Source organism: Aeromonas sp. QDB17, assembly GCF_027705305.1.
GTDB classification, from domain to species: Bacteria; Pseudomonadota; Gammaproteobacteria; order Enterobacterales; family Aeromonadaceae; genus Aeromonas; species Aeromonas caviae.
In genome coordinates this window covers 38,270-52,678 of sequence record NZ_JAPDBP010000015.1, presented here as the reverse complement: position 1 = coordinate 52,678, position 14,409 = coordinate 38,270, and the positions used below count along the sequence as shown (strand labels likewise).

Genomic DNA, 14,409 nt, shown 5'->3' with positions numbered 1-14,409 from the left:
AGGTTCTCCGCTCGTTAAGAATGCAGTCACAGCATGATGGGGACAAAGCGGCCGGCCCACAAGAGCCGGTGCTCAGTTCTGCTGGATGGGCAGACGAATGTGGAACTGGGCACCCTGGCCCGGTTCGCTGGCGCAGTGGATGCGGCCGCGCAGCAGCTGGACCACCAGGTTGTAGATGATGTGAGTGCCGAGCCCGCTGCCGCCATGGCCCCGCTTGGAGGTGACGAAGGGATCGAAGATGCGCGGCAGTATCTCCGGCGGGATGCCGCGACCGTTGTCGCTGTAGTCGATGACCAGCTCGTCTCCCTGCTGCGCCACCTTGATGGTGATCTTTCTGGGTCTGTCCCAGTCATCGAAACCGTGATGGATGGAGTTGAGGATCAGGTTGGAATAGATCTGGGTGAAGCTGCCAGGGAAGGAGTAGAGGGTCAGCTTGGGATCGCATTGAATGTCGACCTCGCACTGGGCCTTCTTCAGCTTGTAGCCGAGGGAGACCACCACCTGGTGCAGGTTGTCGGCGAGGCTGAAGTTGTAGCGCGCCTCGGACGACTGATCGACCGCCACCTGCTTGAAGCTGGCGATAAGCTCGGAGGCCCGCCTCAGGTTGCCTTGCAGCAGCTGCATCGACTCGTCGAGATTCTGGGTGAACTCGTTGAGGTAGGAGCGGGAGAGCTGCTTGGCCTCGAGGTGCTGCTTGAAGTCGGCGACTCGCTCCTGCAGATAGGAGGAAGCGGTCACGCTGATGCCGATGGGGGTGTTGATCTCGTGGGCCACGCCGGCGACAAGGGATCCGAGGGAGGCCATTTTCTCCGATTCCACCAGGGTCTGCTGGGCCTGCTTGAGATCGTCGTAGGCCTTGCCGAGCTGCTCGTTGGCATCGCTCAGGCTGCGGGTACGCTCCGCCACCTTGCCTTCCAGCTGCTCGTTGAACAGGGTGATCTCCCGCTCCACCTTCTTGAGGGGGGTGATGTCGTAGCCAAAGCCGATCAGGTACTTGAGATTGGGTCCCTCGTAGAAGGGGGCGAAGGTCCACTGCAGGACCAGCTCGTTGCCCTGCTGGTCGTGCATGGTGATCTCCCTGTCCTCCAGCGCCCCCTGTTCGGTCAGGATGGCGGCCAGCTCGTCACGCTGCTCCTGGCTGACGAAGAGATCCAGCCAGTTGTGCTGCAGCAGCTCCTCATGGTGATAGCCGGTCAGCAGTATGGCCGCCGGGTTGATGCTGGCGATGTTGAGATCCGGCTCCATGCAGCAGATGACCATGTTGGCGGAGTTGATCAGGGTGGCGGAGAAGTCCCACTCCTGTTGCAGCTGATCGGCGGCCTGGTGGCGGGCCGTGAATTCGTCGTTCAGCCGGGTGCGCATCTGGTTGAGGGTGGCGGCCAGCGCATCGAACTCGTCCGGATGCTTGCGGGGCAGGGGGCGCCCCTCCAGGGTCAGCTCGACCGCCAGGCGATCCAGGCTCAGTTTCTGGGCGTAGCTGACGATGCGGTTGATATGACGGATCACCAGATAGTAGATGATGACCAGGATGCAGAAGGAGACCACCAGGGTCTTGATGGTCTGGCTGACCAGGATCAGCACGGACTTCTCGATGAGGCGCTGATAGACCTGATCCAGGGAGGCGGCGACGAACAGCTTGCCGACCACTTCCCCCTGGTAGCTGAGGGTGAATTCGCGGGAGATGTCGTACTGGGCCTGCTCCACTCCCTGGGTCAGCAGTGGCACCTCGGAGTTGCCCAGCATCTCCTTGACCATGACGAACTGCATGTTGGGCAGGTTCATGATGCCCTCGATCTTCACCTTGACCTGCTCTTCATCCAGGTTCCACAGGCTGGCGGAGATGGGCTGCAGGAAGGAGGCCTCGATCTGGTCGATGTTGGCCTCGATGACGGTCACGTCCTTGTTGTAGTCCCAGGCGAGCTGCAGCACAGTGATGGCCAGCGCCAGCAACGTGCTGCAGATCAGAATGTAGGAAAGCAGACGATATGAGAGTCCGTTAAGGCCGACGGCCTTGGAGAAGAGTCCTGACATGGCGTCCTTGCGGTCTGGATTGAGAACGGTTTAGTGTAACTGCTTCATGGACTTGTGTCGTGTGTCATCCAATGGATAAAAATAAGGCCCCTTTCGGAGCCTTATTTGTGTGGGCAGGGATCAGTGACCGCCCTTGGCCTTGGCCGGAATGGACTCGTCGAATTCCGGCAGCGGCTTGTGCTCGGATGCCAGGAAGGTGTAGATCACCGGCAGCACGAACAGGGTGAACAGGGTGCCGATGGCCAGCCCCGCCACGATGACGATGCCGATGCTGAAGCGCTGGGCCGCCCCCGCCCCCGAGGCATAGAGCAGGGGGATCAGACCGGCGATCATGGCTGCCGTGGTCATCAGGATGGGACGCAGACGCACCTTGGCGGCCTGCATCACGGCCTGCATCCGGTTCAGGCCGTGCAGCAGCTGCTCCTCCTTCGCCACCTCGCAGATCAGAATACCGTGCTTGGTAATCAGACCGACCAGGGTGATGAGACCGACCTGGGAGTAGATGTTCATGGTGGCCATGCCCCATGCCAGGGCGATCAGCGCGCCGCTGATGGCGAGCGGCACCGACACCATGATCACCAGGGGATCGCGCACCGATTCGAACTGGATCGCCAGCACCAGGAAGATGATGGCCAGGGCCAGGGCGAAGGTGGCGTAGAGCGCATTGCCTTCGGTCACGAACTGGCGGGCTTCCCCCATGAAGTCATAACGATAGCCTTGGGGCAGCTTCTCTTCCGCGGTCGCCTTGAACCAGTTGATCGCATCCCCCATGGCCACGCCCGGTGCCGGAACGGCGCCTATGGTGGCGGAGTTCAGCTGGTTGAAGTGGGGCAGGGCACGGGGCTCGCCCACCACCTCAATCTTGATCAGGCTGCCCAGCGGGATCGACTTGCCGTCGGCGGCACGCACGTAGTAGCCCTTGATGGACTCGGGGTTGAGACGGAACTTGCGCTCCACCTGCGGGATCACCTCGTAGGAGCGGCCATCCAGGTCGATACGGTTGACGTAACCGTCCGCCATCATGGTGCCCATGGTGATGCCGATGTCCTGCATGGTGATGCCGTAGGCACCCGCCTTGTCCTTGTCGATGCTGATCTTCATGGTGGCCGAGTCGTAGTTCAGATCGAGATCCGAATAGACGAACTGGCCGTTGGCCTGGGTTGCCGCCAGCATCTCACCCGCGATCAGGAACAGGCTCTCGAAGCTGTTCGGGGTGGTGATGACGAACTGGATGGGCAGACCGCTCGACGCCCCCGGCAGTTCCGGGAACTGGAAGGTGGTGATGGCCATCCCGGGGATGTCCTTCACCAGACCGGCAACCCGATCCAGCACCTCTTTCTGGCTCGCTTCACGCTGGCTCCAGGGCACCATGGAGGCGATACCGAACGCCTGGTTGGAGTTGAACACCCCCGAGAAGACCTGGGAGTAAGCAATCTCCGGCTGGTCGTCCAGGACTTTGTTCACGTCCGCCATGGTGTTTTCGATGTAGTCCAGGTTGGCGTTGGAAGGGGCCGTCCCCAGCACCGCCATGACGCCTTTGTCCTCGGACGGGGCCAGCTCGCTCGGAATGAACTTGAACAGCAGCGGCAGGCTGGCGAACACGATGACGGCAAACAGGATGACCACGATGCGCTTTTGCATCACCGCATGGAGCATGGCGTCGTAGCGGGCCGTCATCCGGTCCAGCAGATCGTGTACGGTACGCTCGAACTTGCCGGGCTCCTCGTTGGCCCTGAGCATCTTGGCGCACATCATGGGCGACAGGGTCAGGGCGATGATGCCCGAGACGAACACGGCGCCCGCCAGGGTCAGCGCGAACTCCTTGAACAGGGAGCCGGTGATGCCCCCCATCAGGGCGATGGGCGCATACACCGCCGCCAGGGTGACCGTCATGGCGATGACGGGCACGGCGATCTCCCGGGTACCTATGATGGCGGCCCGGAACGGCTCTTCCCCTTCCTTGATGTGACGGTCGACGTTCTCCAGCACCACGATGGCGTCATCCACCACCAGACCGATGGCCAGCACCATCGCCAGCAGGGTCATGAGGTTTATGGAGAAGCCGAACATGTCCATCATCATCACCACGCCGATGAGGCTCAGGGGAATGGTGATGATGGGGATGATGACCGCCCGGAACGAACCGAGGAACAGGGTGATCACCACCAGTACGATGGCGGCCGCCTCCAGTATGGTCTTGATGACCTCGTGGATGGATTCGTTGATGGCGATGGTGGAGTCATACAGGACGTTCACCTGCATGGTGCTCGGCATGTTGCGCTTCAGGCTCGGCAGCAGCTCCAGCACATCGTGGGCGATGTTGATGGGGTTGGCTGTCGGGGCTGCGTTGATGGCCAGAACTACGGCCTCGCGGCCGTTGGCGCTGGCGCGATAGATGTCGTGGCTTTTCTCCAGGGAGACCTTGGCGATGTCGGAGAGACGGATCACCTTGCTGTCGCGGGTGGCGACCACCAGACGCTTGAGCTCTTCGATGTTGCCGACCTGGGTCTCGGCGTTGCCGTTGAACAGGGTGAAATAGCCGGTGGCCTGGCCGGTCGCGGACTGATAGTTGTTGCTGTTGAGCACCGTCATCACGTCGCTTGAGGTCAGGTCAAAGGCGGCCATCTTGGCCGGATCCAGCCACACCCGCAGGGCGAATTCGACACCGCCATACAGATCCACCTTGGAGACCCCGCCCACAGTAAACAGCTGGGGCTTGATGACCCGCTCCAGGTAGTCGGTGATCTGGCTGGAGTTGAGCTCCGGGCTGGTGAAGCCCATGTAGAGCACCGCCGTGGTGGAGCCGGTGGAGGAGGTGACCGAAGGGTCTTCCGCCTCTTTGGGCAACTGGGAACGCACCGAGTTGACCTTGGCCAGGATGTCGGACAGCGCGGCGTTCGGATCGGTGTTGAGCTTCATGTACGCCGTCACCGTGGAACTGCCCAGCTGGCTCGAGGAGGTCATGAAGTCGATGTTGTCGGCCTGGGCGACCGCCTGCTCCAGGGGCTGGGTGATGAAGCCCTGGATCAGATCCGCACTGGCGCCATAGTAGCTGGTGTTGACCGTGATGACGGTGTTGATCACCTCGGGGTATTCACGCACCTGCATCTTGAAGATGGCCTGGAAGCCCAGCAGGGCTATCAGGAAGCTGAGCGAGATCGCCAGCACAGGCCGTTTTATGAATATGTCAGTAAATCGCATCGCAGCTCTCCGCGCTTACAGCATCGGGGTTTGTGCCGGAACGGCAAGGGCATCGTTCTCGACCACGTGCACCTTGGTATCGTTGCTCAGGCGAACCTGACCCGACAGCACGATTTGATCGCCAGCCTTGATGCCGGACAGCACATGGACATCGTTGCCGCGACGCTCACCCGCCTTGACCACCACCTGCTTGGCACGTTTCACGCCGTCAGCCTCGTGAATGACGTAGACGTTCTCGCCATAGAGGGTGAAGGAGATGGCGGACTGCGGGATCACGATCTGGTCTTTCACCGTGGGCAGTATGATGCTGGCGCGGGCGAACATGCCGGAACGGAGCTGGCCGTCGTTGTTCGGAATGTCTGCCTGCACCTGGATCAGGCCGCTCTGATAGTTGACCGCGGGCTCGATGGCCGTGATCTGGCCGTCAAACTGGGTCTGGGGATAGGCATCCACGTTGATCTTGATGGTCTGTCCCAGGGTGATTTTGGAGATGTCGGTCTGGGGCACGGTGAAGCGCAGGCGCATCACGCTGGTGTCTTCGAGGCGCACAATCTGGGTACCCGGTTCCAGATACTGGCCGAGGAAGACGTTGCGCAGGCCCACGGCGCCGCTGAAGGGGGCACGCACCTCACGACGGGCGATGGTGGCCTTCAGACTGTCGATGTCCGCCTCCAGGGAGCGGTAGCTTGCCTCGGCATCATCCAGCTGGTCCCGGGAGATGGAGTTCTTCTGATAGAGGTTCTTGTAGCGCTCGAACTTGGCCCTGGCTGCCGGCAGTCTGGCCTGGGAGGAGTTCAGATTGGCTTTTTCCACACTGGAGTCCAGGCTCAGCAGCAGTTGATCCGCTTTGACATGTGCCCCGGATTCGAACCGGATGCTGTCGATGGTGCCTGACAGCTCGCTGGAGAGGGTGACCCCCTGGTTCGGCTCGATGAAGCCGATGGCTTCAATGGTGGGGACCCAGTCCTGCGCCTTGGTGACCATGGCGGTGACCGGGAACTCAGGCTCGGGCCGATTGGCCATGAACTCTGCAATCTTCTTCTGCTTGAACATATTGAAGCCGATGACACTGCCAAACAGGGCGAGTGCTATCAGCAACATGATGGCCATCCACTTTTTCATGAACAGGCTCCTGTGATGGAAACATTAGGGTTTAAAATGGCATTCCAGCTGGCCCGGATGACCGTCTCCAGCTGTTCCTGCGTCAATTCGAAATCGTGAACCCGGCGCTGCTGTGCCAGGTTGGCCACGCAATCCAGACTCAATGCTTGCAACACCAGAATGGGGAGATCGATGAAGAGTCCCTGTTGGCGTCCTTGCTCAAAGAAGCGCTCAAGTGGCGCCCACGTCGCCATTATGACCGGATCCCGCTCCAATTCAGCCCCCAATGGAGAACTTTCGTACTGCAATTTGCACTTGAGTGCATTGGGGTAGCTGGTGAAGATGGCATCGATGTTGAGCCAGAGGCGCCGATACTGCTCATAGGACACCTCTTCTATCTGCACACCTTCCATGACCAGGGGATGAAACTTGAGGATAGTGTGCTGATAGAGCTGGCGGATCAGGTCATCCTTGTCGCTGAAATAGCGATAGATGGTGCCTGCCGCCACCTTGGCTTTCTTGGCGACCACGGCAATGGAAAGGCCGTAGAAGCCCTGCTCGCCGAGGATCTCGTGAGCTGCTTCGAAAATGCGTTCTTTCTTATCCATGGTTATCAGAGGTCAACGACTGAATGAACGTTCATTCATTCTAGGTGGGCGCAAAGGCAAGTCAAGCATTGCCCATCATCTTTGACCCTATGGGGTGAGGGATTCAAAAAGTAGTGGGGAATTGCTGGATCCAGCCTGAACAAAACAAAAATAGTTGAAAAGGGTCGGAAGTGATTGAAAAACAGGCACTTGATTCTTTGTGTCAAAAAAAGAGTAGACAAGGTCGGCATCATCATCAATAATGCGCCCCGTTCGACAGCGTAGCGCCCGTAGCTCAGCTGGATAGAGCGCTGCCCTCCGGAGGCAGAGGTCACAGGTTCGAATCCTGTCGGGCGCACCATCAAAAGTGCGCCGGTTAAACGGGCGTGTTGAAGAACGAAAACAGCTGTGGTGGCTGTAGCTCAGTTGGTAGAGTCCCGGATTGTGATTCCGGTTGTCGTGGGTTCGAGCCCCATCAGCCACCCCATTTTACAGCTTGTCAGGTACGCGAAGGTGGCGGAATTGGTAGACGCGCTAGCTTCAGGTGTTAGTGCCCCCCGGGTGTGAGGGTTCGAGTCCCTCTCTTCGCACCATACTTGCTGTATGACGAGGATGACCATATGGTCATCTTTGTGTTTTTGGAATACCCCCTCGGTGATTAGCGCAGCCCGGTAGCGCATCTGGTTTGGGACCAGAGGGTCAAAGGTTCGAATCCTTTATCACCGACCACATTTGAAAACCCCGCTCAGGCGGGGTTTTTGCTTTTTGGCATTTCTCTTTCGCTTTTTCCTGTCACGTCTTTTTACACTTCTTCAGGCGCCTGTTCGCCACGAGTTCGCTATGCTGGGGCCCGGAGCCGCGAGACAGGGGACGCTCGGGCACGGACCAGATACAAGGCCTATGCATCACCATATCACTTCTCTTCAACTCTCCGTGCTGGCCATGGCCGCACTGCTGCTGGGTGGTTGCGCCCTGCAGCCGAAACCGGAAGATCTTCTGATGGGCGCCGCCCCCAAGCCAAAGGCCGAACTCGAGGCCACCTTGGTAACCAGTGGTGGCTTCTGCGTGACCTTGAGCGAGCAGGGCCGTCTGCTGACTCAGCCCTGCGATCAGCAATCGAACCAATCATTCAGCTGGGATGTCGGTGCCCTGCAACTGGCCGGGGATTGCCTGGTCGCCAAAGGGGAGGATGGTCTGGGGATGGAGGCGTGCCGGGAGGAGAGCCATCAATGGCTGTGGCAGGGGGATCGTCTGTTCAATCGGCAGGTGTCACTGTGCCTGGATGTGGCGGGTCGCCGTCACAAGCCGGCCGTCCCCCTGCGCCTCGCCGAATGCTATGGCGGCGCCAACCAGAGCTTTGAGTGGACGCCATCCGGCACGCTGTTGAACCGTCTGGTGCGCCCAGCTCTGGCGTGGTGACAAGAGAGCGAGAAACAAAAAGGGTGGCCACATGGGCCACCCTTTTTCGATCCGCGATGGGGATGCCTTATCAGCGGGTCTGGGAGGCGAACAGTTTCTCCAGATAGACGGCAACGCCATCTTCATCGGAAGTGAGGGTCTGTTCATGCTCTGGCAGGGCCTGTTTGAGGCGATCGTGGGCGTTGCCCATGACCACGCCACGGCCCACCATGCTCAGCATCTCGAAGTCGTTCATGCCATCGCCAAAGGCCACTGCCTGGGACATCTCCAGCCCGTGCTGCTCCAGCACGGCGCGCACGGCATTGCCCTTGTGCACGCCGGCGTGCATCACCTCGAGGCAGTCAGGCAGGGAGAAGGTGACGTTGATCCGATCACCATATTGCTGGTTGAGGTGCGCCTCTATCTTCAGCAGCTTGTCGTGGTCACCGATGTAGAACACCTTGTTGACCCTGTCCTTCGGGTGGTTGGCCAGATCCGCCAGGCGGTAGCTGAAGCCGGAGTCGTGATGGAACTGCAGCAACCAGGGCAGCTCCTCTTCCACCAGCCACTCGTCGCCGTAGTAGACGTTGATGTGGATGGACGGGTCGCGTTCCATGGCGATCAGCTCGGCCGCCACCGTGCTCGGCAGCGCCTGGTTGTAGACCAGCTGATCCTGCTTGTCGTGTACCACGGCGCCGTTGGAGGTAATGAGGTAGATATCCAGCCCCAGTGCATCGCGGATGCTGCGTACATCCACATGGTGACGGCCGGTGGCGACCACGAACTTGACGCCCTGATCGACCAGACGGTGCAGGGTATCCCGGGTGCGGGAGGAGATCTGGTGCTGCCCGTTGAGCAGGGTACCATCGAGATCGGACACAACTACCTTGAACATCATTACCTCGACTTCAATTGAACGCCGGGGGAGTGTACCCCAGCGTCTGCCGTCACCCCATTTATTTAGGGATCCAAAAAATAACCAGCCCCTTCTGGTCGCGTCAGTAGCGTGCGAAGAAGGCCAGGGTTGCATTGAGCGCGGCCTGGCGCTGGGGATCCGCCTCGATAAAGAGCTCGTGCCAGGCCCCTTCGATGCGCAGCGGCTTGCTCCCATCACATTGGGCCTTGGCGCAGAAGGCCTCCTGGGCGGCGTTGTCCACCACGCTGTCCTCGCCGGCCTGCAGCAGCAGCAGCGGCGTCTTGATGGCGCCTGCGTCGGCTACGGCCGCGTCCGATCCTGTGATGGCCTGATGGATCCAGTGGGCGGTGGCGCCCCCCAGCCTGACCTGGGGACGCTGTTCGTAGATCTGGCGGAAGGCCTGATAACGCGCCGTGCTGTGGGTCAGCTCGTTGTCGGCAAAGCCGTGATCCTCATAGGGTCCCTGACCCGGGCCGTAGGGGGGCTCGCCCACCCAGCCACCGACCGTGCCGATGGTGGCCGCCAACCCCTTGGCCAGCCACTTGGGCAGGCCGCCGAGGTTGATGCCCATCATGGGGGAGGAGAGCACCGCCGCCTGGATGTCGTTCGGCCAACGTTCCAGATAGCGGGCCGAGATGGCCCCCCCCATGGAGTGGGCCAGCAGGAACAGCTTGGCGGGTTGGTCCTGGGCGATCACTTCGTCATGAAACTGTTTGAGATCGGCGACATAGTCGTCGAACTGGTCGACATACCCCTTCTCTTTGTCGGCCAGCATGCGGTCTGACATTCCCTGGCCGCGATGATCGATGAGGTAGAGGCTGTAACCCTGGCGCCAGAGATCCCAGGCCAGCTCCTGATACTTGAGGTAGCTCTCGACCCGGCCGTTGACGATGAGGATGACGCGATCGATCTTGGGCTGGCGCAGGGCGGCATAGCGGAGGGTGACCCCGTCCTTGCCCTGGAACTCCCCCTCGACGGCATGCTGGCGCCAGAAGTCGGGCAGGGTCTGCTGATAGAGGGCGGGAACGTCGGCTTCAGTGGTCAGCTGGTAAGGATTGTTCACGGCAAGGGCTCCGGCAGAAAACAGGGTCAGGGCCAGCAGGGAAAGGGAGGCAGGTTTCATCGGGCAAGCTCCTCGCGCCAGTGGTGGTAGAGCGCAGTGATATCGTTCGAGCAGAGCAGGGGCATGGCGGCTTGCAGGCTGGGCAGCGGCCAGTCCCACCACTGCATGGCTTGCAGCATGGCGACCTGCTCCTCGTCAAAGCGGGGGCGGATCGGCCTGGCCGGGTTGCCGCCCACTATGGAGTAGGGGGCCACATCCCGGGTGACCACGGCCCGGGTGGCAATGACGGCGCCATCGCCGATGGTGATGCCGGGCATGATCATGGCTTCCGAGCCGATCCAGACATCGTTGCCGATCCGGGTGTCTCCCTTGCGCAGAAAACCGTCCTGCACGCCATCACCGAAGCGGGCGGCATCGAAGGGGAAGGTGGATACCCAGTCCATCCGGTGACCCTGGTTGCCCGCCAGCATGAAGGTGGCGCCGGAGGCGATGGAGCAGAACTTGCCGATGATCAGACGGTCAACTTCCTTACCCCACTGGCCACTGTCCCAGGACTCTCGCGTCGAGCCATCGCCGAGCAGGTAGCGCACGCAATGATCCTCGAACGGCTTGCCATGGTAGTAGCCGGAGTAATAGCTGTACTCCCCGGCCTCGATATTGGGGTTGGTCAGATGATCCCGTATGACCTGGGATTCCAGCCAGCTGCCGAACGGATTCTCCATCACTGATCCTGCCATTCATCTTCTTCCTGTTGTGCGGCCCATCCTTTGCGCGTCAGCTGCATCTGCTGCCACCAGCGTTCGTCCGCCAGGATCTCGCCGGCCGGACCGAGCTGGGGGTAGGGCATCTCTTTCTCCTTGCAGAGCTGGGCATAGACGGGATAGCCCCCCTCGAACAAGATGGTGTTCTGTTCTTCGGGTGTGAGTGGGCAGCCGCGCTGATAACAGCCGGCCAGTTCGCGCTGGCGCTGGGCCTCGTAGAGGATGGCGGCGGCGGCCACCGAGACATTGAGGGACTGCACCATACCTACCATGGGGATGACGATATGGTGATCGGCCAAGGCCAGCGCCTCTTCGCCGATGCCGTGCTTCTCCTGGCCCACCAGGATGGCGGTGGGTCTGGTGTAGTCGATGGCGCGAAAGTCCACGGAGCTGTCGGAGAGGTGGGTCGCCAGGATCTGCATGCCGGAAGCCTTGAGTTCGGTGACGGCACTGCCGATGTCCGGGTGCAGCTTCACGTCCACCCAGTTCTGGCTGCCGCGGGCGGTGCCTTTGCGCTTGTGGATCCAGCTCTTGGGCCAGACCGCGTGCACCCGGTGGATGCCGATGGCATCGGCGGTGCGCACGATGGCGGCCAGGTTGTGAGGTTTATGAACCTCTTCCATGCAGACGGTCAGGTCGAGCTGGCGCTGGGCCAGCATGTCGGAAATGCGTTTGAAGCGTTCAGGAGTCATGTCGGTTTCTATGTCGTGAGGCCGGTGCATGCAACAAGGCTGGTGGCTTGCGGCATGGGGCCCTGGGTATCTCTTGAAAAGCAGCAGGCGGCTTGCGCCGCCTGTGTTCAGTTTTTCTGTCGGCTCACCCTGAGCACGTTGGGCATGACCCGGATCTTGCGCATGATGTTGGCGAGGTGGATCCGGCTCTTGGTGGTGATGAGCAGGGTGACCACATAGACCCGGCCATCCTTCTCCTCGGTGCTGATGGCGTGGATGTTGGCGCCGGTGGCGGCAATCACGTTGGCCAGCTCCGCCAGGGCGCCCTGGTGGTTGACGATCTCGATGCTGATGCCGGTGCGGAATTCCTGCTCCTGCTCCTTGTCCACCTCCCACTGCACCGGCAGGTATTTGTCCGGTTCGCGGCTGTAGCCCTTGATGTTGCGGCAGGACTCCTGGTGGATCACCAGTCCCTTGCCCGGGCTGATGTGGGCGATGATGGCGTCCCCCGGGATGGGGCGGCAGCAGTTGGCGAAGGTGACCAGCATGCCGTCGGCCCCCTTGATCGGCATCTTCTTGCTGGTGGATTTGGGCTGCTCTTCCGGCGGCAGCTCATCCCCGAGCATGCGGCGGGCCACCATGACGCTCATGGCGTTGCCAAGGCCCACATCGGCCAGCAGCCCCTGCAGGTTCTCGTGTTTGGTATCGGCCAGCACCTGCTTGACGCGGGCTTCCGGGATGTCTTCGATGTTCTTGGCGCCGAGGGCGTGGTTGAGCAGGCGGCGGCCCAGCACCACGGACTCTTCGGTGCGCAGATTCTTGAGGAACTGGCGGATCTTGGAGCGCGCCTTGGTGGTCACCACGAAGTTGAGCCAGGCCGCGTTCGGGCGGGCGCCGGGGGCCGTGATGATCTCCACCGTCTGACCGGAGTGCAGCGGGCTGCTCAGCGGATAGGGGTGGCGGTCGACCCGGGAACCGACGCAGGCGTGACCGATGTCGGTGTGCACCGTGTAGGCGAAGTCCACCGGGGTGGCGCCGGCGGGCAGCTCCATGATGCGGCCCTCCGGTGTGAAGACGTAGATCTCGTCGGGGAAGAGGTCGGTCTTGACCCCCTCGATGAACTCGAAGGAGCTGCCGGCGCTCTGTTGCAGCTCCAGCAGGCTCTGCATCCAGCGCTGGGCGCGGATCTGGGCCGTGGTGCCCGAGCTGTCCCCATCCTGCTTGTAGGCCCAGTGGGCGGCGACGCCCTTGTCGGCCATCTGGTCCATGAACTCGGTGCGGATCTGCACCTCCACCGGTACCCCGTGGGGGCCCACCAGGGAGGTGTGCAGGGACTGGTAGCCGTTGGTCTTGGGGATGGCGATGTAGTCCTTGAAGCGACCGGGGCGCGGCTTGTAGAGGCTGTGCATCTGCCCAAGCACCCGGTAGCAGGTGTCTATGTCTTTCACTCTCACTCTGAAAGCATAGATATCCATCACTTCGTGGAATTGCAGTTCTTTCTTCTCCATCTTGTTGTAGATGGAGAACAGGTTCTTCTCGCGTCCGCTTACCTGGGCATCGATGCCGGCTTCCCGCAGACGCCCCTCAATCTCGCTCTGGATGGAGTCGATGATCTCGCGCCGGTTGCCACGGGCGCGGCGTACCGATTCCCGCAGTACCCGGGAGCGCATGGGGTAGAGCGCCTCGAAGCCGAGCTCTTCCAGCTCGTTCTTCATGGTGTGAATACCGAGGCGGTTGGCGATGGGGGCGAAAATCTCGAGGGTTTCCCGGGCGATGCGGCGGCGCTTGTCCGGTCGCAAGGAGCCGAGGGTACGCATGTTGTGAGTGCGGTCGGCCAGCTTGATCAGGATGACCCGGATGTCCTGGGTCATGGCCATCATCATCTTGCGGAAGTTCTCGACCTGGGCTTCCTTGCGATCGCGGAACTTCAGCTTGTCGAGCTTGGAGACACCGGAGACCAGCTCGGCGACGGCGTTGCCAAACTGCTCGGCAAGATCGTCCTTGGTGACAGGGGTATCTTCGATGACGTCGTGCAGCACGGCAGCCATCAGGGTCTCGTGATCGAGGCGCATGTCGCCCAGGATGCGGGCCACGGCAACGGGATGAGTGATGTAGGGTTCACCACTGGAACGCATCTGTCCCTGGTGAGCATCACGGGCTACCACATAGGCTTGCCTGAGCTTCTCAACCTGCTCGGGTGGCAGGTAGGAACTGGCTATTTCTTTAAGATTTTCAAATAAATACAAGACAGTCCCCGCAGCGGTTAAACGGCAATCCGTGAAATTGAGGGTATGCCCTCGAGTTTGCGAGGTTTTCGAGCGGTTGTAAATGGGGAGAACAGCCGGCACCCGGGCGGGCGCCGACTATGGGAAGCGACTGACTTAGCCGCGACCTTCTGCGATGGCAGCAACGGCAGCCAGCTCGGCGGCTTCCTGCTCTTGCTGCTCGTAGCGGTCCTGAGTATCCATCACCTGGTTGTTGACCAGACCCAGTTCGATCTCGCGCAGGGCGATCACGGTCGGCTTGTCGTTCTCTTCGTCGACCAGGGGATCCTTGCCTTGTACCGCGATTTGACGAGCGCGGCGCGCGGCGACCAGCACCAGGTCAAAACGGTTACCTACCTGTTTTACAGCATCTTCTACAGTAACGCGGGCCATGCGGGACTCCAGTGTTTGGGCTT

At 60.9% G+C, this 14,409-nt stretch carries 11 protein-coding genes and 4 tRNA genes; 5 read left to right on the top strand and 10 right to left on the bottom strand.

Going from position 1 to position 14,409, the window contains the following annotated elements; genetic code table 11:
• Positions 1-72: 72 nt before the first annotated feature.
• The 4 genes from OKC41_RS13625 to OKC41_RS13610 all read right to left on the bottom strand — a co-directional run bounded on the left by OKC41_RS13625 (position 73) and on the right by OKC41_RS13610 (position 6,941).
• Positions 73-2,031, bottom strand: coding sequence for an ATP-binding protein (locus tag OKC41_RS13625; protein WP_270672086.1), 1,959 nt, complete (start codon positions 2,029-2,031; stop codon positions 73-75).
• A 120-nt stretch (positions 2,032-2,151) separates the two neighbouring features.
• Positions 2,152-5,232, bottom strand: coding sequence for a multidrug efflux RND transporter permease subunit (locus tag OKC41_RS13620; protein ID WP_270672085.1), 3,081 nt, complete (start codon positions 5,230-5,232; stop codon positions 2,152-2,154).
• Between the two features lie 15 nt (positions 5,233-5,247).
• On the bottom strand, positions 5,248-6,354 hold the full coding sequence (locus OKC41_RS13615; RefSeq protein WP_039040661.1) for an efflux RND transporter periplasmic adaptor subunit: 1,107 nt from the start codon (positions 6,352-6,354) through the stop codon (positions 5,248-5,250).
• Positions 6,351-6,941 (bottom strand): TetR/AcrR family transcriptional regulator, encoded by a 591-nt coding sequence (locus OKC41_RS13610; protein WP_042016162.1) that lies wholly within the window; start codon positions 6,939-6,941, stop codon positions 6,351-6,353. The genes OKC41_RS13615 and OKC41_RS13610 overlap by 4 nt, the downstream gene beginning before the upstream one ends.
• A gap of 263 nt (positions 6,942-7,204) precedes the next feature.
• Here OKC41_RS13610 and OKC41_RS13605 point away from each other — a divergent pair.
• The 5 genes from OKC41_RS13605 to OKC41_RS13585 all read left to right on the top strand — a co-directional run bounded on the left by OKC41_RS13605 (position 7,205) and on the right by OKC41_RS13585 (position 8,339).
• Positions 7,205-7,281 (top strand) — tRNA-Arg (locus OKC41_RS13605).
• A gap of 50 nt (positions 7,282-7,331) precedes the next feature.
• A tRNA-His gene (locus tag OKC41_RS13600) sits at positions 7,332-7,407 on the top strand.
• A 20-nt stretch (positions 7,408-7,427) separates the two neighbouring features.
• Positions 7,428-7,513: transfer RNA gene (locus OKC41_RS13595), tRNA-Leu, on the top strand.
• A gap of 59 nt (positions 7,514-7,572) precedes the next feature.
• Positions 7,573-7,649, top strand: a tRNA-Pro gene (locus OKC41_RS13590).
• 171 nt (positions 7,650-7,820) lie between these two features.
• Positions 7,821-8,339, top strand: coding sequence for an RICIN domain-containing protein (locus tag OKC41_RS13585; protein ID WP_041214197.1), 519 nt, complete (start codon positions 7,821-7,823; stop codon positions 8,337-8,339).
• 70 nt (positions 8,340-8,409) lie between these two features.
• On the opposite strand, the gene OKC41_RS13580 is transcribed toward OKC41_RS13585, so the two are convergent.
• The 6 genes from OKC41_RS13580 to rpoZ form a co-directional block, all read right to left on the bottom strand.
• Complete coding sequence (locus tag OKC41_RS13580; RefSeq protein ID WP_042016195.1) at positions 8,410-9,213, bottom strand: Cof-type HAD-IIB family hydrolase; 804 nt, start codon at positions 9,211-9,213, stop codon at positions 8,410-8,412.
• 103 nt (positions 9,214-9,316) lie between these two features.
• Positions 9,317-10,357 (bottom strand): alpha/beta fold hydrolase, encoded by a 1,041-nt coding sequence (locus OKC41_RS13575; protein WP_270672084.1) that lies wholly within the window; start codon positions 10,355-10,357, stop codon positions 9,317-9,319.
• Complete coding sequence (locus tag OKC41_RS13570; protein WP_270672098.1) at positions 10,354-11,019, bottom strand: CatB-related O-acetyltransferase; 666 nt, start codon at positions 11,017-11,019, stop codon at positions 10,354-10,356. The genes OKC41_RS13575 and OKC41_RS13570 overlap by 4 nt, the downstream gene beginning before the upstream one ends.
• Positions 11,019-11,750 carry a tRNA (guanosine(18)-2'-O)-methyltransferase TrmH gene (gene trmH, locus OKC41_RS13565; protein WP_183149140.1) on the bottom strand — a complete coding sequence of 244 codons (732 nt, stop codon included), beginning with the start codon at positions 11,748-11,750 and terminating at the stop codon, positions 11,019-11,021. Before trmH ends, OKC41_RS13570 begins: the two co-directional genes overlap by 1 nt.
• Positions 11,751-11,857: 107 nt before the next feature.
• Entirely contained in the window at positions 11,858-13,975 is a 2,118-nt protein-coding gene (gene spoT, locus OKC41_RS13560) for a bifunctional GTP diphosphokinase/guanosine-3',5'-bis pyrophosphate 3'-pyrophosphohydrolase (protein ID WP_039040667.1), read from the bottom strand.
• Positions 13,976-14,110: 135 nt separating this feature from the next.
• Positions 14,111-14,386 carry a DNA-directed RNA polymerase subunit omega gene (gene rpoZ, locus OKC41_RS13555; protein ID WP_005307060.1) on the bottom strand — a complete coding sequence of 92 codons (276 nt, stop codon included), beginning with the start codon at positions 14,384-14,386 and terminating at the stop codon, positions 14,111-14,113.
• Positions 14,387-14,409: the final 23 nt, after the last annotated feature.

Bases quoted from the DNA above. Each gene is read 5' to 3' on its own strand.
- OKC41_RS13620 (WP_270672085.1), bottom strand. From the start codon at position 5,232: ATGCGATTTACTGACATATTCATAAAACGGCCTGTGCTGGCGATCTCG.
- OKC41_RS13625 (WP_270672086.1), bottom strand. From the start codon at position 2,031: ATGTCAGGACTCTTCTCCAAGGCCGTCGGCCTTAACGGACTCTCATAT.
- OKC41_RS13585 (WP_041214197.1), top strand. From the start codon at position 7,821: ATGCATCACCATATCACTTCTCTTCAACTCTCCGTGCTGGCCATGGCC.
- OKC41_RS13610 (WP_042016162.1), bottom strand. From the start codon at position 6,941: ATGGATAAGAAAGAACGCATTTTCGAAGCAGCTCACGAGATCCTCGGC.
- rpoZ (WP_005307060.1), bottom strand. From the start codon at position 14,386: ATGGCCCGCGTTACTGTAGAAGATGCTGTAAAACAGGTAGGTAACCGT.
- OKC41_RS13615 (WP_039040661.1), bottom strand. From the start codon at position 6,354: ATGAAAAAGTGGATGGCCATCATGTTGCTGATAGCACTCGCCCTGTTT.
- OKC41_RS13570 (WP_270672098.1), bottom strand. From the start codon at position 11,019: ATGGAGAATCCGTTCGGCAGCTGGCTGGAATCCCAGGTCATACGGGAT.
- trmH (WP_183149140.1), bottom strand. From the start codon at position 11,750: ATGACTCCTGAACGCTTCAAACGCATTTCCGACATGCTGGCCCAGCGC.
- OKC41_RS13575 (WP_270672084.1), bottom strand. From the start codon at position 10,357: ATGAAACCTGCCTCCCTTTCCCTGCTGGCCCTGACCCTGTTTTCTGCC.
- OKC41_RS13580 (WP_042016195.1), bottom strand. From the start codon at position 9,213: ATGTTCAAGGTAGTTGTGTCCGATCTCGATGGTACCCTGCTCAACGGG.